Annotated in this window: 8 protein-coding genes; 6 read left to right on the top strand and 2 right to left on the bottom strand. The window is 55.9% G+C overall.

All coding sequences use genetic code 11. The features are described from left to right. The first annotated feature begins 2 nt into the window (after positions 1 to 2). Positions 3 to 1,028: an alpha-E domain-containing protein gene (locus tag L6H65_RS00135; RefSeq protein WP_236338189.1), complete on the top strand. Its 1,026-nt coding sequence runs from the start codon at positions 3 to 5 to the stop codon at positions 1,026 to 1,028. Then, a complete protein-coding gene (locus L6H65_RS00130) occupies positions 1,025 to 1,948 on the top strand; it encodes a transglutaminase family protein (protein WP_236338187.1) in 924 nt (307 codons plus the stop codon). The genes L6H65_RS00135 and L6H65_RS00130 overlap by 4 nt, the downstream gene beginning before the upstream one ends. A 123-nt stretch (positions 1,949 to 2,071) precedes the next feature. On the opposite strand, the gene L6H65_RS00125 is transcribed toward L6H65_RS00130, so the two are convergent. Both L6H65_RS00125 and L6H65_RS00120 read right to left on the bottom strand, forming a co-directional pair. Continuing rightward, positions 2,072 to 2,374 (bottom strand): hypothetical protein, encoded by a 303-nt coding sequence (locus L6H65_RS00125; RefSeq protein ID WP_236338184.1) that lies wholly within the window; start codon positions 2,372 to 2,374, stop codon positions 2,072 to 2,074. A gap of 92 nt (positions 2,375 to 2,466) precedes the next feature. Beyond that, positions 2,467 to 3,909: a SpoVR family protein gene (locus L6H65_RS00120; RefSeq protein ID WP_236338182.1), complete on the bottom strand. Its 1,443-nt coding sequence runs from the start codon at positions 3,907 to 3,909 to the stop codon at positions 2,467 to 2,469. Positions 3,910 to 4,164: 255 nt separating this feature from the next. Here L6H65_RS00120 and L6H65_RS00115 point away from each other — a divergent pair, with 255 nt between their 5' ends. From L6H65_RS00115 to L6H65_RS00100, 4 genes are all read left to right on the top strand, one after another. Next, positions 4,165 to 5,775, top strand: coding sequence for a helix-turn-helix domain-containing protein (locus L6H65_RS00115; RefSeq protein ID WP_236338181.1), 1,611 nt, complete (start codon positions 4,165 to 4,167; stop codon positions 5,773 to 5,775). 172 nt (positions 5,776 to 5,947) lie between these two features. Next, complete coding sequence (locus tag L6H65_RS00110; protein ID WP_236338178.1) at positions 5,948 to 6,961, top strand: ABC transporter substrate-binding protein; 1,014 nt, start codon at positions 5,948 to 5,950, stop codon at positions 6,959 to 6,961. A gap of 387 nt (positions 6,962 to 7,348) precedes the next feature. Next, the gene (locus L6H65_RS00105) at positions 7,349 to 9,370 is read left to right on the top strand and encodes a sensor histidine kinase (RefSeq protein WP_236338176.1); all 2,022 of its coding nucleotides are present in this window, start codon (positions 7,349 to 7,351) and stop codon (positions 9,368 to 9,370) included. Positions 9,371 to 9,545: 175 nt separating this feature from the next. Then, on the top strand, positions 9,546 to 19,199 hold the full coding sequence (locus L6H65_RS00100; RefSeq protein ID WP_236338174.1) for a fibronectin type III domain-containing protein: 9,654 nt from the start codon (positions 9,546 to 9,548) through the stop codon (positions 19,197 to 19,199). Positions 19,200 to 19,282 lie beyond the last annotated feature (83 nt).

Genomic DNA, 19,282 nt, shown 5'->3' with positions numbered 1-19,282 from the left:
TCATGCTGAATCGCAATGCGGAGGCATTATTCTGGATTGGACGGTACATGGAGCGAGCGGAGAATCATGCGAGGCTTATTAATGTGCACTATCACCTGCAGTCGGAAGGAATAAGCGCGGGCGTTCTGCAAGCGGGAGCGAATGCAGATGCGAATGCGGATGCTAGTCCAGGTACAATGTGCAAATGGGAACGTATTGTAGATGCCCTTGGCAGCCGGAGCGTTTACGAGGGGCAGCATGACTCTTATAAGGAGAGCGATGTCGTTCATTATGTAACACTTGACCGCGACAATCCCAATTCTCTCGTCGTCTGTGTCAACCATGCAAGAGGGAATGTGCGCACGCTTAGGGAAAAGCTGCCGAGCGAGCTGTGGGATGTGACGAACGGATTATATTTGTGGCTTAGAGAGAAGGGAACGATCGATTTCTCGCGTGAATCGGCGCATCAGTTTTTTGGACGGATCAAGGAGTGGACTGCGCTCTTCCAAGGGGTATGCCAGTCGGTCATGCCGCGTGAGAACGAATGGCATTTCATCGAATGCGGACGGTATTTGGAGCGGACGGAGAATACGCTGCGCATTCTGCAATCCATCAGTCCGCACGGAAGCATCACGGATAACAAGGCGGCTGATGAAGCGGAGCTCGTCTATCCGCTGCTGCAGGCTGTGTTGAAGTCGGTGAGCGGCTATCAGGCATTCCGCAGATATTATGCCGATGGTGTTTCTCTGGATGCTATCATTGAATTCCTCGTGCTGAACACGGTATTTCCCCGCTCGGTTCATTACGCGCTGCATGCGATGGATGAGCATCTGCGCGGCATTGAGCTGCTGGACAAGGGACTCCGCACAGCGCATGACCGGATTATCCGCCAGGTCGGGAAGCTTAAGGCGGAGCTGGCATGCTTGGAGGGGGAGGAGCTTTCTCTAGATAGCGAGAGGGAGGTAACGAAGCATCTGCTGCAGTCTACGCAGCAGCTCGGCATTACGTTTGCGGGAACCTTTTTTCGCGTGGGGGAGGTTAGCGCATGAAGCTCTGCATCACGCACACGACACAATATACGTACCAGTCAGCGGTGTCGGACAGTGTCAATGAGGTACGGCTTACGCCATTCACGAATGAGCAGCAATCCTGCTTCCAGCATGCCATTCATGTTGAGCCGAATGCATCTCTGTTCAGCTATGAGGATTATTTCGGCAATCGGGTTCACGCATTCGCAGTTAATGAAGCGCATGGGCGGATGATGATTCGGACGCAGATGACGGTGGTGACGAAGGAAGAGGCGCAGCCGGAGATTAAGGAAGGCGGGATGAGCCCGGAGGAAGAGTGGGCTTGGCTTGCGGCGGATGAAGCGGGGAATGGGTTCGCGGAGTATTTGCTGCCGACTGACTATACAGCTATAACGCCTGAAGTAACCGCCTATGCAGAGTCAATTGCCGCTGGAGGGATGAATCGCTGCGGACCGTCGAACATCTCGGATATTTTGGATGCTTCGAATGCTTCGGGGGCAAGTGTATTCGACTGGCTGACCTGTTTGTGCGAACGGATCCGTACTGAATTTGTCTACGATCCGATGGCGACGGATGTGACGACGGTTGCAGGCGATATGTTCGTTCGAAGACGCGGTGTTTGCCAGGATTTTGCCCATCTGATGATTGCTGCCTGCCGCGCTTGGGGCGTACCTGCCCGTTATGTCAGCGGCTACCATTTTGTCGGTGATCTTCAGGGAGGAAGCGCAGATTTCGAGCAAGCAACGCACGCCTGGGTAGAGGCTTATGCGCCCGGCATCGGCTGGTGCGGATTCGATCCCACCAATGATGGACGGGTTGGGGAACGGTACGTCAAGCTGTGCCACGGCAGGGATTACAAAGATATCGTTCCTGTCAAAGGCGTTTATCGGGGCATGGGAGATGCAACGCTTGACGTTATCGTAGATGTTAAAAGGGTGTAGAGCAAGCTGGAGCGCCTATGCTCACGGGTTCGGGCTCGGCGGTGATCGGATGACGAAAGACCTGACAGCGGAAGGTTTAGCCTTACGTTGTCAGGTCTTTCGTCTGTTATTGCGCATAGCCGTCTAGCGCACAGGCGTCTGGGCCGCATAGCGCAGACTCTCATATTTGTTAAGCGCTTCCACGGCTCTTGATAGGTCTTCTTCATGAACGAGCAAGGCCATGCTTCTATTTCTTTGCCTGCTGCTTCTATAGTCGATTGCCAGAACGGCGAAGAGAGAGTGATCCTCTTCGACGCGCAGCCGGCTTTTCACTCCTTTATGCTGCAAATATTCATATTTATCCTGAAGCTCATCCGTCCCATGAGCGTTTGCGGCCAATATTGTTTTCCAGCGGTTTGGTCCGAACAAAATAGTGGCAAGAGACATTGTCATTCACCTCTTCGTATGGGGGTGTTCCCCCTATTTATCTACATCATCATCTACAATTGTGGCTGATGCCATCGACTGACTGAGCGGATCTATGAGATGAATTTACGGCTCGTTTTCTTGCCGTCACAGCTGAATACGATGCGTTTGTCTTCGACGATAGTCTCCAGATGAACCGTTTTGCCCCACAGTTGTACGATATGAGGAAGGGTGCGCTCGACATATTTGAGATCCAGTTCAACATCTTCATATTGATGCAGCAGGAATAGCTCGCCCACTTTATTGAAATCTCCATCTGCAACGACGATGCTCGGAAATCCGCCATTGACTCTGGAATAAACAAGCTGCTCGCGAACAGATTCCCACGCTTTGTCTGTAATTTTCCATTCTGCGCCCTTCTTCTCGAAAATATAGAGGTCCAGGTCGCCAACCAGTTCCTTGGTCAAATAATTTCTTAGAAACGAGGTGTCAGAATCTATCTCTCTTACCTCGAAAATTTTCTCGCGTCCCAAGCCGGGCTTGCGGCCAAACCGCTCCTGCTCCTCCTTGGTCGGATGATCCCAGCGCCGCTCGATATCCTCGAATATTTTCAGTCCGAGATAGTAGGGGTTGAGACTCTGTCTGGACGGCTGGACGACGGATGAATTGAGCTTGGCGAATTCGATCGTCTCCTCGGAGGTCAGGTCCAGCTCGCGCATGATGCGTTGATGCCAGTAGGAAGCCCAGCCTTCGTTCATGATTTTGGTTTCGATCTGCGGCCAGAAGTAGAGCATCTCATCACGAAGCATGGACATAATGTCCCGCTGCCAATCCTGGAGAATCGGTGAATATTCCTCGATAAACCAGACGATATCCTTCTCGTGCTTGGACGGGAATCGTTTCGATTCATTGGACTGCTCTGCGATGTTTGCGGCATGCGTATCGGGATCGAGGTCCCACAGGTCGTCATAAGCGGATTTGGCCGCCGATTTGGTCGCGCTATCGTCTTTGTTCAACAGCTCGATATATCGCGCTTTATCAAGCTGATACGGTTTGATTAATGTGGGGTCAACATGCTCTTGAATGGACAGCACGGCATCGATAAATTTTTCCACAGCTTCAGTTCCGTGAATCATTTCATACTGACTGACACGCTCAGCGGTCGCTGACATGCTCTCGACCATATTGCGGTTGGAATTGCCGAAGCGGGCGTTGTTCTTGAAAAAATCGCAATGTGCGAGAACATGGGCGACGATCAGCTTGTTCTGGATAAGGGAGTTGCCGTCCAGCAGGAAAGCATAGCAGGGGTTGGAATTAATAACGAGTTCATAGATTTTGCTTAGGCCAAAATCATACTGCATCTTCATCTTGTGAAACGTTTTTCCGAAGCTCCAGTGGCTGAATCGGGTGGGCATTCCGTACGCGCCGAATGTGTAAATAATGTCGGCCGGACAAATTTCATACCGCATCGGGTAGAATTCGAGGCCGAACCCTTGCGCGATTTCAGTTATTTCATGAATGGCTCGTTCCAGCGCCTTAATCTCAGTATGATGCATGAGATTGCCCCCCCTTTGAAGTACAATAATAGTGGTACAGTATCTATTCATATGGAAGTTGTGGAGGCGTTATGCTGACATAGCGGTGGAAGGCTGCAATTAACTAATAATGCTTGGTAAGGGTTGTCCATGCGGGGCATTGCAAGATTTGCCTGCAAGATGGTATGATCCATCATAGAAATCAATTTATTGATAATGAGTATCATTATTAATGATAGCAATGACAGCTCCTGCCCGAAGGAAGGTGATGCAATTGTGGGAAAAGCGGTTTATACGTTATCTAAACATTCTATTTGTCTGATGCATACAGTCGGATTGCGAACAAGCGCGAGCACCCGAAAGCTCCGGCTTCGTCCGGCTCCCGTCTACGTTCTTTATTATGTAGCTCGTGGCAGCGGCACTCTCCGCATGTGCGGAGAGACGATTCTTTTTGCAAAACAACAGCTGTATCTTATCCCTCCGCATTCAGGGGCTGTAGTAACCTGCCATACCGAGTCGGTCGAATATTATGTCGTGTCCTTCTCCTTCGTGACGGGCAGATTGCCTGCGACTGTTGAACAGCATAGTAGGGAAATCATGGAGGAGCCGGCTTTACTTCCGGCAGGCGCGCTTCCGCTGCTTCACCCCCCGCAAATTTGCCGATTGATCGAGAAATTGTACCAGGAATCCTGCCGACAGTGTGACGAATTCCGCATCCAGCTTCGATTCCAGGAGCTGCTAATTGCGCTGCTGCAGCAGCTTGAGCGGACAACGGCGGCTCATTCCTCTGAGCGGAGCATAGAGCTGACGATTGACTTCATGGAGAGGAACTTTCATGAGAAGCTGGATGTCAAGCGCCTGTCCGAGATGGCGGGCCTGACGCTTAGCTCTTTCTCCCGGCTGTTCAAGCAGGTGAAGGGGACGTCTCCGACGGAATATTTGGCGGGGATCCGCATGGAAAGCGCCAAGCGGATGCTGGAGCAAAACCGTTACAAAATCAAAGATGTAGCGTCCGCTGTTGGCTATCGGGACGAATTTTATTTCAGTCATATGTTTCATCGCATGGTCGGCGTATCTCCGACGCTGTACATGAAGCAGACCCGGATGAAGGTAGCGGTCGCTTCCTGCCTGCAATATTCGGATTGCCTGCGCTCCCTCGGTATCGAGCCGGTTTCCAGCGTCAACTGCTTCCGCTATCCGGGCATGAGCGAGGAGGAGTATGAGCATATTTACCGGTCCAGAATGGATGAATTGCGGGCAGCAAAACCTGATCTGATTATTTGCGACCGCCACCATGGCCGTTTCGAGACGGAATTCAAGTCACTCGCGAGCCAGGTCGTACTCTTGAAGGAGATGAACTGGCGGGATAATTATGAAAAAATAGCGGAAATTCTCGGACTGCAGGCCGAAATGGACAATCGTCTCCAAGAGCTGGAGATGCGTACAGCGGCAGCGAGACGCCAGCTCCAGTCAGCCTTGCGCGGGGAGTCCTTCATCGTCATTCAGGTGACGCATTTGGGCATCCGGCTGCAGGGCATGGTCGGCCATCCGTTGAATGAGCTGCTCTACAGCGAACTGGGTCTGCTTCCCGGTAAAAATATGCCGATGAGCACCGCGAGTCTGGAGCTTGCCCCCGAATGGCTGCCGCAGCTGGAGGCGGATCGTCTGCTGATTCATATGAACCATCTCCGGGCCGGAAGCGAGCAGATTTATGCGCGGATGGAGAATACTCATGTCTGGCAGACGATCCGGGCCGTTCAGCACAAACAGGTTTATTTCATTCCCAATTGGTTTCGGATGAGCTGGTCGCCAAGCGGTCGGGAGGCTGTATTGGAGGAATTGCTGGAGTTGACGGGCGCAGCCGAATTGACAGGCCCTCAGGCTTGAAGATTTCGGCTGGCAAGCTCGCCTGCCATCGCAAATGAATAAATGGTTTTGGACAAATATCTATATGGACAGTAAACATCTCCTTCATTAAACTTGTAAATGATAATAATAATTATTATCAATACAAAGGAGAGAACCGGTCGGCCTGCCGACGGTTGAAGGGGAGAGAGCAATGAAAACAGTAAAAGTGATGATTGTTGCACTGGCGACGATACTCATTTTGGCAGCGTGCAGCAGCGGGGAGAAGAGCAGCAATGCCAACAAGCCAACAAGCCCGGCAGCTAATCAGAACAAGGAAAAAGAGCCTGCAAAGCCGAACGATGGAGCATCAAGCTCGTTCCCGGTTACGATAAAGCATGAGCTGGGCAGTGTAACGCTGGACAAGGCGCCTGAGAGGGTCGTCTATCTGTTCCAAGGAATGAACGATACGGGAGCTGCGCTTGGCGTGAAGCCGGTCGGTGCGGTTGAATCGGTGTCAGAGAAGCCGTGGTTTGCCTATTTGGGAGATATGAGCGGGGTTGAGAGCGTTGGTGATGAAGGGCAGCCCAATCTGGAAAAGCTCGTAGAGCTGAAGCCTGATCTCATTATCGGCACGAAGGTTCGCCACGAAGCTATCTACAAGCAGCTTAACGCGATTGCGCCGACGATTGTGACAGCGGATCTGGCCGCTTGGAAAGATAATTTGCAAATCGCCGGACAGGCGCTCGGCAAGCAGGCGGAGGCGGATAAGCTGATTGCCGATTGGGACGCTCGGCTGGCGGAATTCCGGGAGAAGATGGGCGACAAGCTGGCGACAACCGAGGTTTCTGTCATTCGCATTCAGCGCGACAACAGTGTGAAGGTGTATCTGGCTGGCTTCCCGGGACTGTTCATGAGGGATGTGGGCTTCGCGGTGCCGAAGGCGCAGCAGGTGGAATTCACCGGCTCGGGGCTCGATATTCTGTCCAAGGAATATATTCCGCAATTTGATGCGGATTATATCTTCGACATTACGACAGAGCTTCCCGGTCAGGAGAATGTTCCCCAGCTCTATGAGGAATGGGTATCCCACCCGCTCTGGAAAGAGATGAACGCCGTTAAGAACGGAAATTACATTCGTGTTGATCCGATTGTATGGAACTTCGGAGCAGGCCCGCTGGCCGCTCGTCAAATGCTGGAGGATTTGTTCAAGGAGTTCAAGCTGTAGGTTCATAACCGCATCGGGTAGTGATCGCTTCAAGATTAGTGAATAAAGCGCGAGTGTGAGGGTCATTTCGTCCCTGCCGCTCGCGTTTTTTGGTTCATGCGTGGAGGGGAGCCGTTTAAGATTTTTGGCGTGCCGGGGAGTTGTATGCGATAGCGTCGACTATTGTGACAGCATATCTGGCGGGCTTCTCGAAGTAGTTCATGAAGGAGGTCGGCTTCGCGGTGCTAAAAGGGCAGCAGGTCGATTTCCCCTATACGAGCCTTGCGGGATTTGCTACACTTTCATTAAATGGTACCGGAACTTGGAAATGGGCGATCAGCGATTGCTTATGGAAAGACGATACGCATGAAAGACGACGGATGAAGGACGAAGGAGTTATGACCGCTTATGAACATTCAACGCTTCTCCCCGGTGCTGTGGTGCCTGTTATGCCTGTTGGTTCTCGGAACGTTTCTGCCGATGGTTATGCTGGATCAGGAGCATCGGTATAACGGCGACCGGAATTCGCTTACGGTTCTGACGAAGTCCTGGGAAATCTCATTCGGGACGGATGATCCTGATAAAGCCCAGTGGCTCCCCCTTGACCAAGCGAGAGAGCGGCTGGACGGTTATGTGGGGCCGGTGCTGCTGCAGCGCTTTATGCCGGATTTGACCTGGGATAAGCCGTATTTGTATTTTTTGCTGCTGGACAGGTTCGAAGTGTATTTGGAAGGCAAGTCGATATATGCGTTTAATCGGGAAGACTCGAATAATCATATTAATCCTGATCTGGTCTTGCATGCTGTGCCCGTCGATCCCGAGCTGAACGGGAAGCATCTGCTCATTCGGACGGAGTGGAATGGACGCCCCTTGTTCGGCCATGATCTTGTGCTGGTGGGCGAGCTGGATCAGCTGCTGTATCTTTCTCTGGTGTCCGAGCTGTCTTTTTTCATCTATGCCTTGCTCAGCCTGATTGCCGGTATTATTGGATTCGTATTGTTTATCCGCCGCAAAGAAAGAATATATGGCTGGTTTGCATTGTTCTGCCTGTCGATGGGCTTCCTGCTGTTATTTTCTTGCCGCTCTCTGCAATGGTTCCTCAATGTGCGTGAGATTTATTACTGGAAGGAGCTGAATGTGCCGATTGCGATCTGGGCCTGCATCAGCTTCTACGCCCACGCGCTCCGCACGGAGCGGCAGCGGATTGTCCAAGTCGTTCGCCTCGCAATGGCAGTGTATGTGCTGGCACTGGTTGCGATGGCTGCAGTGGTCCCTCAATGGTTCCTGAACGTTCAGGGGAACGGCAATGTTATTGCGGCCATTGTTGCTTTTGGCGTGATGACCTATTCTCTTGCGCGATATTCGCGCAGCAGGAGAAGGCAAGGCGGCGGGGACGGAAAGGCTGTCATGCAGCCGGAGCAGCTGTGGCTTTTTCGAGGCTACTGGACGTTTACTGTCAGTACCCTGTTTTATTTGCTCGCTTATCTGGAGCCGGGTCCGATGACTTATCTTTTGAATGCAGCCCCTTACTTGTTCAGAGTCATTGAAGGGCTGCTGCCCAATGCGCTGTTTCTGTTTATGATTTGCATGGTGATGACAATCGTGGGGCGTGTTCGCAGCGTTCATCTGGAGTCGGAGCGCAATGCGGCGGAGCTGATGGTGAAGAATGGGGAGCTTGAACAGTTCCACCGCAATTTGGAAGGGCTTGTGGAGACGCGCACGGCCGAGCTGGAGAAGGCGAACCGCACCTTGGCGGTCACGCTCCGCGAAAAGGCGGAGACGTTCGCCGAGATGTCTGTTCTGGAGGAGCGGAACCGGATCGCTTATGAGATGCATGATGTGGTAGGCCATACGCTGACTGCAGCTATCGTGCAGCTGGAGGCGACGAGGAGGCTGGCCCAGCGTGAAGGCGGCGTGCCTGAAGGGAAGCTCGATCTGCTTGAGGAGCTGGTGAGAAAAGGGCTGAATGATATTCGCAAGGCGGTTAGGCTGATGACCACGGATGACGAGCAGGAGCTTTCTCTGGAGGCGTCGCTGCGGGAGCTGATTCAGTATACCAAGGACACGATGGAAATTGCTCTGGAAGCCGATATTGTGCTGCCCCCCGGCTTGCTCATTGGCAAGTTGACAAAGAATGTCATCTATCATGCGCTGCAGGAAGGTCTGACCAACGGCATACGCCACGGACATAGCAGAAGCTTCCGCTTTACGCTTGGCATGGACGGCGAGCTGCTGCGCTTCTTGCTTGTCAGCGATGGCGAGCCTCTGGGGACGGCTAAGCCCGGATTTGGCCTTGCCTCGATGATGGAGCGGGTGCAGCTGCTGGATGGAGAAATGTCGCTGCGCTCCTCTGTCTCGGATGAAGGCGAGCCAAGGGGCTGCGAATTGTCCATTGCGATTCCGCTGCCCTCTGCAAGCATAATAGAATAGTGGATACGATGGCTGACTGCCTCTCCGAAATCATTCGGTGAGGCGGTCTTTTGTTTGTTCGCAGTGTATGACAGAAGTGACAAATATGACTAAAGAGATGACTGGGGTCACTTGTTGGGGGACTGGCCGTGCCTTACGCTAAAGGGAATTTGATAGCAAAAAGGAGACATGTCATATGCGTCGGGGATTTCGTAATAGTGGAATAGAGTCGGCCGCGAATCGGCTGCGCAAGCGCGGCTGGAGGAGCTGTCTTGCCGGTTTGCTCGTGGTTGTAATGCTGGCCGGCGGGGCGGGGCAGCCGGTTTACGGCGACCGTCCTGTTTGGAAGAGCGGGGAGGCCGAATCGATCGAAGGGCTGCTGGAGCAGCTGGCCGCGGAAGCGGAAGAGGGAGGAGTATTAGAACAAGCGGTAGCGGGGGGAGTGTCGGTAGAGGATGCGGTATACGGCGAGGCGGCGGAGCCGCTGGAGCTCGCGGATGCCGGAGAGGGCTTCCCGGTCAAAATCAGCGCTGCGCCGGGCGGAGCGCCGGGGACAGGCGACAGCAAGTCTTCGTCTGTCAGCGGGGACGGTCGATATGTCGCCTATGCGTCGGCATCCGGCAATCTGGTTGACGGGGACACGAACGGCAAGCAGGATATTTTCCTCTATGATCGCGTCGCAGGCACGACAAAACGAATCAATCTTGGAACTGGCGGTGTGCAGGCGAATGGAGACAGCTACGCTCCTGCTGTAAGTCTGGACGGCGCTTACACGCTGTTTACGTCTAAGGCTACTAATCTGATCAACGGGGATACGAATCTTAATGAGGACTTGTTTCTCTATGATAATCGCTCGGGCGCGCTTCAGCGGATCGCGGAGACTGTACCGGGCTCTGAGTTTGCGGGAGCGGGAAGCTCCTATCAGATTAGCGCGGACGGCCGTTATGTCGCTTACGCCGGGAAGAGCAAGGGGAGCGGCGACTGCGATATTTGGCTGCTGGACCGCAGGCTGAACACGGTCAAGCTGATTGCACGGCAAAAATATATTTATGAGACTTTCAGATCGCGGGTATCGATCAGCGCGGACGGTCGTTTCCTCGCCTTTGATTCCTTGTCGCCCGACATTGTGCCCGACGATGCGGGGACCAGAATAGGGGATAAGTTTCGGGATGTTTATTTGTACGATACCGCAACGGACGAGATGAAGAAAATCAGCCGTTCTCCATCGGGCGCGACCGGCAACAAGAACAGCTATTATCCTATCATTAGCGCGGACGGCAGCTATGTGGCCTATCTCTCCCGCGCGACCAATATCGTGCCAGAGGATACGAAGGCAGCGCAGGATCTGTATGTCTATAACCGGCTGACCGGCGCGACGGAGCTCGGGAGTCTAGACAGCGGCGGCAATCAGCCAGGCGTAGATGTCTATGATCCTTCGATCAGCGCGGACGGTCGTTATATCGTCTTCCATACCGATGGAGCCTTCGACGCGTCGGACAGCGGACGAACCGATGTATATGCGAGAGACCGGGCAGCTGGGAAGACATACTGGATCAGTCAGGCGGCCTCCGGCGGGAATGCGGACGATCACAGTGACAGAGCGGCAATCAGTGCGGACGCAAGCACGGTGCTGTTCGAGTCGAAGGCGACGAATCTCGGAGCGGCACCGGACGCGGACGCGTCGAAGGATATTTATGCCGCGCCGCTTGAACCGCTGGCCACAGGCCCGGTCTGGCCGGAAGAGGCGCAGGTGACTGTATCGCCCGGTGCATCCTATGTTGCGCTGACATGGCCGGCGGTGTCTGGCGCCATCTACTATAAAGTGCTGCAGGATGATCGTTTGATCGGAATTACAGCATCCGCATCCTTCGCGGCGGAGGGGCTTGCGCCCGGATCGGAGCATCGCTTTCGGGTAGCGGCGGGGAGCAGCGGCTACCTCTGGTCAGAATGGTCGGCGGAATTGGCGGTGACAACGCTGACGGCTCCCGAGACGACACCGCCCGGCGGTGCTGCGGCGCAGGTGGTTCCGGTGCTTGGCGGAGCGCAGGTGTCCTGGTCGTATTCTGGCGACCCGGACATTGTCGGGGCCAAGGTGCGGTGGCGCAAGACGGGCGGCGCAGGCGCGGACGGAACGATTCACGAGACGGTTCTGTATCCCCGAAGTGTAACGTCAGTGACGGTGCCGAATCTGGCCAACGGGCAGTTCTATGATTTTTCCATCGCGATAATAGACGGGGACGGCAACAGCTCCGCCGGCGAATGGTCGCGCGTCAAATTGCCGCAGGGACCGGAGATTGTGCGGATGGACGTTCGCGCCGCCGATGGCAAGCCTGCTGCAAGCGACAATGCGATGGTGGAGGATATTTCGCCGGACGGCCGCTGGACGCTGTTTATGACGACTGCCGAAGGGCTGGATGTCAACGATGGCGGGAAGTTCCCCGGCAGCAATACGACACCAACGATTGACTTGTATCTCTATGACGGCGCGCTTGGAACTGTTCAGCTTATTAGCCGAGGCGCGGCGGGCAAATCAGGCAACGGCAATTCGCTGTCGGGCTCGATCAGCGACGATGGACGGCTGATCGTCTTCCAGTCCTCGGCATCCGATTTGCTGGATACGCCGGATACGAACGGGAAGTTCGATGTGTTTCTGTATGATCGGGACATTGATGAAGATGGCATTTTCGATGAGACGCTTGGAACTGAATTGATGAAGCTCAGCACGCCGCAGGACGGCGGACATGCAAGCGGAGGTAGCGGCCCTGGGGTAATAAGCGGTGATGGGAACAGGGTTATTTTCAACACAGATGCGCGAAATTTGGTTAATGATTCACCGGAGTCAGGGAGATATACGATTATTGCCAACCCGCATACCCGGGAGCTGAAGGCGCTGATGATGCCCGGCGGACAGCATCTCGATGCCTTTGACATGGGGATCAGCACGGATGGCAAGCAGATTGCCTTTGAGACTTTCAACTCCTATTCGCAGGAGGATAATAAGTCGGATGATCCGGATGTTTATTGGTATGACCAGAGCGATGCGGACCATGGAAAGCTGGTCTATGTAACCGGACAGATCCCGAATCGTTACTGGAGCAGTCTGGGCGGAATTAGCGGTGATGGGAAACTGGTATCGTTCAGCGTTACTCAGCGGGTGCCGGAGAATCCGTCGCAGATGAGAACGATGATCTATACCTACGATAGCGAGGCGCCGCCGGGAACGGGGCCGGAGCAGCTTCTGGAGCAGCCGCTCGCCTCTCTGACGGGGCATAACATGAGCGATGACGGTCGTTATGTGCTGTTCTCCACCTCCGAGAAAAATATCGTTCCCGGAGATACGGACAGCTTCAGCAATCTGTTTGTTCGGGACCGCGCGCTTGGGACGAACATGCTGGTCAGCCTGCCTTACGATCCTGCCTTGCCTGTAAGAGACTACTCAGCTTCAGGACGGCTTGCAGGCAATGGCGCTTATGTGGCCTTCCAGTCCAATATGATGGATATGGTTCGGGGCAGCGAGCGGACAGTGTCCGGGCTGTATTGGCAGCGTATTGCCCTTGCGGAGCTGCCTGCGTCGTGGCCTTCGGGCAGCGCGCTGACGGCAGCGGAAATCGGCAGCAGCAGCGTCAGGCTGAGCTGGACGGCTGCTGAGCGTGCGAATGGTTACCGGATTACGGGAGGCCCGTCGCCTATCGAGGTTCCTGCGGGCACGCTGGAGACTGTCGCAGCCGGACTTGCGCCGGATACGGATTATGCCTTTGAAGTGCAGGCCGTTTCTTCCGACGGCGGATGGACTGCGGACGGACCATCTGCTGCGGTGCGCACGGCCCCCTATAGCGGGCTCGCCGATTTGACGATTACGATAGACGGTACTGAGGCGCGACTTGCATGGGGAGACCCGCAGCCGAGTTCTGGTACGATCGCGGCGTTCCGCGTGCTGCGCCGGAGCGGTTCCGGCGACTGGACGGTACTGGCAACAACCGCCAGCGCGAATGTGCGGACTTTCATCGACAGGACAGCGCTGCCGGGCAAAAGCTATACGTATACCATACGCAGTGTGGATGCGAGCGGTCAGGAAGCACCGTATTCTGTAGAGAAGACGGTCAGCATCGGGGGCTTCGCGATTGCTTCGTTCCAGTATGCCATGCCGCTGTATTTCCGGCAGCATGCCGCGCAAGGCGATGCGGTGAAGCTGACGCTGCGCGGACCGGCGGAGGCTGAAGCAAAGGCCACACTCGACTATGAGGATATTTATGGTATGCCGGGAAGTCTGACAGTTGAGCTGATTGAAGGTGCAGAAGCGGGGCATTATACGGGAGCGCTGTCGGTCCCGGAGGGAGCCGTCAAGCTAGTGTCGCTTAAAGCCCGGATCGAGGGAGCTGGCAAAACGGCTGAAGCCGAGGCGCTGCGCGGAGAAATCAAGGTGGGCGGCAAGGTGGTCATCAAGCTTGGTGGATCACTCGCGCTCCCGGAAGACAGCACGTTGACCATCTACAGCAAGAGCGCCAATGCGTATCAGACGACGCAGCTGGCAGGCCGGAAAGAAATGACGATGAAAGGGCTGCCCGCAGCCGACGATTATAAGTTTACCTTGCTTGGGGCGGGAGGGCTCGATCTGTTCGACGATTCGCCGATTGCGCCGGTCACAGTGACAGCAGGCGGCAGTCATGAGGTCAGCGCGGAGCCGCTGCTTCCGGCCCAGCTGTCTGTCGTTGTTCACAAGCAGACGGGGTCGGCCTCCGATGTCCGGGTAATCGTGACCGATACGGACGGACATCCGCTTGCCGCCGGGACGACGCCGCTGAACGGCAATCTGTACTTCCCGGCGTTCAAGAAGATGGTCGGCAAGAAAGTCATGATCCGCGCCGTTCCGGCGGATGGCGAATACGCGCCGTACGAGCAGGAGGTAACGCTGGCCAGCGGAAGAAACAGTCAGTATGTGGAACTGGCACTCAAGACAAATGCAACGTTGGAGGGAACGGTTGTTGACCGCGAGGGCAAGCCGGTGGGACAGGCGACGGTGCAGGTCTCTTATCGGGGATTCTATTATAAAGCGAAGACGGATGAAGAAGGCAGGTATACGTTGAGCGTGCCTCCCGGCAGTGTAACGGCACAGGCTTTAATCGGGGAGAGCTTCAGCTCGGGAGCCTTGCGTATCGAGATGGAGGGCGGACAGACCCGGAGCGTGAATTTCCGTTTCGCGGAGCGGATTCCTGCCGAGGTTACTATCAAGCTGTATACCGAAGCGGGAAACGGCGCATGGATCGGGCCTTACGATCTGGATTGGCGGGAAATGGTTCATTTCAACGTGAGCGTCTCCGCGAACCGAGTCACCTGGGGCAATGTGCATCCGATGCTGGTCGAGGCCAATCCCGGGGAAAAGGTGACGGTATGCGTGGACGGCCGCGAGGGAGGATATTCGAAGGCCTGCGCAGAGGCCGTTATCGGAGAAGACCGGAGGGGCGAGGTCGAATTGCGACTTCCCGACCCGCGCAGCACGGCGACGGGCAAGCTGGTCGGAGCGGAGGCAGTGCTTAATCTGTATCGGGTGGATGAAGGCGACCGTCGTTCCTATGTGACGAGCCGATCGGCTGGCGAAGGCGATCTGACGCTTAAGCTGCCTGGGGCCGGAACGTATGAGCTGAGGCTTGTGTCCCGGGACGGGAAGTCCTCCTTACTGCGCACTTTCTATGTGCGTGAACGGGAGCGGATCGATCTGGGCCAGCTGGATTTGACCGCGAGCGGCCTGTTCTACGGACAGGCGGGCAATGCTGTGCTGCTTGGCTCGAATAGCCCCGGACCGGGGGCGGCAATTCAGGTTCGCGTCAATTATGCCAATTCGGGCAGCGCAGCATTAAGCGATGCTGCCGTAGTGCTGGATGTGCCTGCAGATGCTGAGCTTGTCTCAGGAAGCGTCGTATGGAATGGCGCTCAGGTTGCCCCGAAGCAGGAGAACGGGCAATATATTGTTCCGCTCGGGGCGCTTTCGGGAAGAGGGAAGGGCACGCTGCAGTACCAGCTTCGCATCGCCGACGAGCCCGTCGAAGCGATACTGGATGTAGCCCCGCGCATGCGCTACCGGACGGGCGAACGAAGCGCGGAGGAAGAGATCGGGCTTGCGCGGGCAAGTATTTCCCGGATCGCGATATCCGCGCCGTCGCGCACAGCATATCGCCAGTTTGCGGTGAGCGGAACGGCGCCTCCGGGCAGTCTGGTTGATGTCTATGCCGGCGACCGAGTCGTAGGTACGGCGGAGACAGCACCGACTGGAAGATGGTCGACATCTGTAAGGATCGAAGGAGAGGGGCGGACGGCTCAATGGGAGCTGAGCGCGAGGGCGGCTCTTGCAGGGAAGAGCTGGAGCAGCGCTCCGGTTGCCGTGCGTTATGACGAGGGTATCGCTGAACCGATTGCATTTACTATGAAGCAGATCGACGGAAGGATGATCCAAATTGATCCAAGGGAAGGGGAGGCCCGTTTTCCGTATGTGTTCGTACCGAACCTGCCGTTCATACTGACGCTCACGTTTAATCATCCGGAGTTGGTGAAGAATGTGGCGTTCCACTTGGGCCAGACCCGTGTTCCCGCCAGCCTGAAGGACGGCGTCTATCAGGCGGTAATATCCGGGGTCTCGCATCCCGGGCCAATCGGAATTGATTATGAGACGCGGGAATCAGCGGCTGGCATCGAAGGTTTCCCGCCGCCAGCCCAGGAGCTTAGTGCGCAGCTGCCGCCTGCATTCAGGGGCGCTGTGCAGGAAAATTTGGTCGTCTCGCCAAGAGAGGCGGGGGACCGCAAGCAGTCGATGAGCTATACGGGCAAATTGCCGGCAGCATCAGGCGGCGGCGCGCAGTTGACGGTCAATGCCGCACTGGAGCGGACGACTTATACGCCGAGTGCGAATGATCTGGCGCTGGAGAAGGAGACAGGCGTTCCGTTGTACGGCTTCCAAATGAAGGAGTCGTTTGTCGATGGGGTGCTGAAGCTGGAGCTGACGGGCTATCTACCTGCCGATCAATTTGCGGACGGACTAGATATGGGCAAGGCGCTGGGGCTGATGTCGCTCGGAGCGGAAAGCCATCCGTATGCCGGACTTCCGGACTCATTTGCAGCTAGGAAGGCGCAAGTCCGGACGCTCAGCTCGGCGATAGGCGTAGTGTCCGCCAGAATCGGCCTCGCCTTCAAGTCTGTGGAAGGGCAGAATACGTGGAAGACGATAGACGCGGCCTATTCGATCTATGACGGCAGAGGCAGCGTCGGTACGCTCGCAGAGCTGGAAGATATGATGGATAAGGTTGCGAGATATTGCCGCCCGGAAATGGTATCGCCTTTTATGGACCATATTCAATTTTTGAAAAACCATCTAATCGCCGTCGAGTTGACCAAGGCGGGTATTATGGTCGCGTCTGCGGTTGCCGGTCCGGCGACATTCGGCATCGGCACCATCGCGCTGTTTATCGCGGGGAATGCGCTCGGTAAAGTGTTGGACGCCCAGCTTGGGGGCATGATGGACCAATTGAAAGCTGATATCGGCAACAATCCTTATTGCAAGATTCCTGAGAAGCCGAAGCGCAAGCTGGCCGATCCCGAATGGATTTACGATCCGAGCGGATATGTGTTCGAGGTTGCGGAGGATAACCGGATTGAAGGCGTAAGGGCGACCGCACTTCGTTGGAATACGGGCACGATGCGCTGGGAGGTGTGGGATGCGGACTGGTACGGACAGGACAATCCGCTATACACGGATGCTGCGGGCCGATATGCCTGGGATGTGCCGGAGGGCAAGTGGAAGGTGCTGTACGAGAAGGAGGGCTATTTGCCAGCAGAAAGCAAGGAGCTGACCGTGCTTCCGCCGCATTTTGACGTCAACATTCCGATGATCTCCACGCTGCCCGCGAAGCCGCTTCGCATCGAGGCTGCTCCCGGAGGGGCGGCAGTCGACATTCTGTTCGATCGGCATGTTAAAGGAGCCACGGTGTCGGAGAAGCTCTTTGCGGTCATAGATTCGCAGCGCGATGCGGACGTTGCTGGTCAGTGGGAGCTTGTCGCCCCGGTTAACGCGGGCGGAGGCGAGGCTTCGCAGCACATTCGCTTTACGCCGGACGCCCCGCTGGCAATCGGACAGACGTACAGGGTGTTCGTGGACAGAGCCGTGCAGAGCTATGCCGGTATTCCGATGACTGAAAATTATGAGGGCGAAATTGTTGTTTCAGAAAAGGATGCATCGCCGCCGGCCGCTGTAACAGAGCTGACGGCTGAGGCGGACAACGACGAGGCGCTGATCGCCTGGAAGCTGCCTCAGAGCGCCGATGTGGCGAGGCTTGAGGTTGTGTATAAGGCGCAGGATGCAGCTGGAGAAGGCTCTGCAGTGGAGGTTCCCCTGCATCAGAGACATGCTCTGCTCCAGGGACTGTCGGCGCATACGGCGTATCAGTTTGAGGTTCGCGCCTATGATGCGGCTGGCAATTACAGCGTCGCGAAAACGACGGCGGACACAGCCGGTACGCAGCCGCTGACCGGAGATATTGCTCCGCCTGCGGCGGTTGCGGCAATGACGGCTGCGCCGGATTCGACAAGAGTGGAGCTTGCGTGGCAGGACCCGCCGGACAGCGATTTGTCCGCGACTAGGCTGCAATGGGCAAGAATGGACGGGACATCGGCGAATGATCCGGTGACCGTCGCCACAGGCGCAGGCCGCTATACGATTACGGACTTGACGCCTTCCACAGAATATGAAATTCGAATCTGGGCCGTCGATCACGCGGGCAATGCTTCCATAGCGCAAGCGCTGATTGTTAGAACGAAGGCGGCTGGAGGCGGGAATCCGGTTCCTGGCAGTTCAGGAGGTGGAGGCAACGGAGGGCAGTCCGCTTCCTCCACGGAGAGCGCTGATCTGGGCGAGGCAGGAGGCGAGTATAGCTTCTTCGGCGGCAAGCTGAAGCTGTGGCTGGCGGGAAGCGGCACTACGGCGGGCATGGCGAGGAAAGCGACAATGTCGGAGGAGACGCTGCACAAGCCGACCGATTCGCGCCTGCGGCCTGTGTCAGGAGCGTACCGCTGGAAGCTCGATGCGGACGGCAGTCTGCTCCTGCCCGGCAAGCTGACGATGGCTTATGAGCCGGAGCTGCTCAAGGGGGCGGATAAGCGCAAGCTGGGGCTGTACCGCCAGCATTCATCGGATGCGGGCCACTGGATTTATGTGGGCGGCATCGTGGACGGACAGAATGGTACAGTCATTGCCGAGGTGCAGGAGCCGGGCGTGTATGCGGTGCTGCTTGCGGAGCATACGTTCAGCGACCTGAAGACTCACTGGAGCCGGAATGAAGTCGAAATATTGGCAAGCCGCGGCATTGTAAGCGGCAATCCTGACGGTACATTCCGGCCGAATGCCAAGGTGACGCGCGCCGAGTTTGTGAAGCTGCTGCTGCCGCTGATCGCGGACACTGCAGAAGAACCGGCTCCGGCTCCCATATTCGCCGATGTGCCTCAAAACGCATGGTACGCGGAGGCTGTTGCACAAGCCGCAGCGGCTGGCATCGTACAAGGAGCGGGCGGCAAATTCCGTCCTGACGATCACCTTGCACGGGAAGAAATGGCTGTTATTCTCTTCCGCGTTATGGGGATTGATGCGGACATCAAGCTGAACGCAGAAAGGCTGCTGGCCAGCTATGCTGACGGTGGAAAGGTATCTGGATGGGCCAGAGTGTCGATGGCCTATGCCGTCAGCAGCGGACTGTTCAAAGGAAGCAGCGGCAAGCTGAATCCGGGAGCGTCAGCGACGCGGGCCGAATCTGCGGCTGTTGTGCTGCGGACGCTGGAAGCGATGGGCACAGTGGTGGCGGAGCAGGAATAGTTCGCCACAGCTGTAACGAACGAAGGGGATAATTTCCCCAGATGCCGGCATGAACGGCACAATCGCGTTGAAATTAAAGAGCC

It is taken from the genome of Paenibacillus plantiphilus, from assembly GCF_927798095.1.
GTDB classification, from domain to species: domain Bacteria; phylum Bacillota; class Bacilli; order Paenibacillales; family Paenibacillaceae; genus Paenibacillus_Z; species Paenibacillus_Z plantiphilus.
The sequence above is the reverse complement of the archived record's forward strand: the minus strand, read 5'-3'. Positions and strand labels throughout refer to the sequence as shown.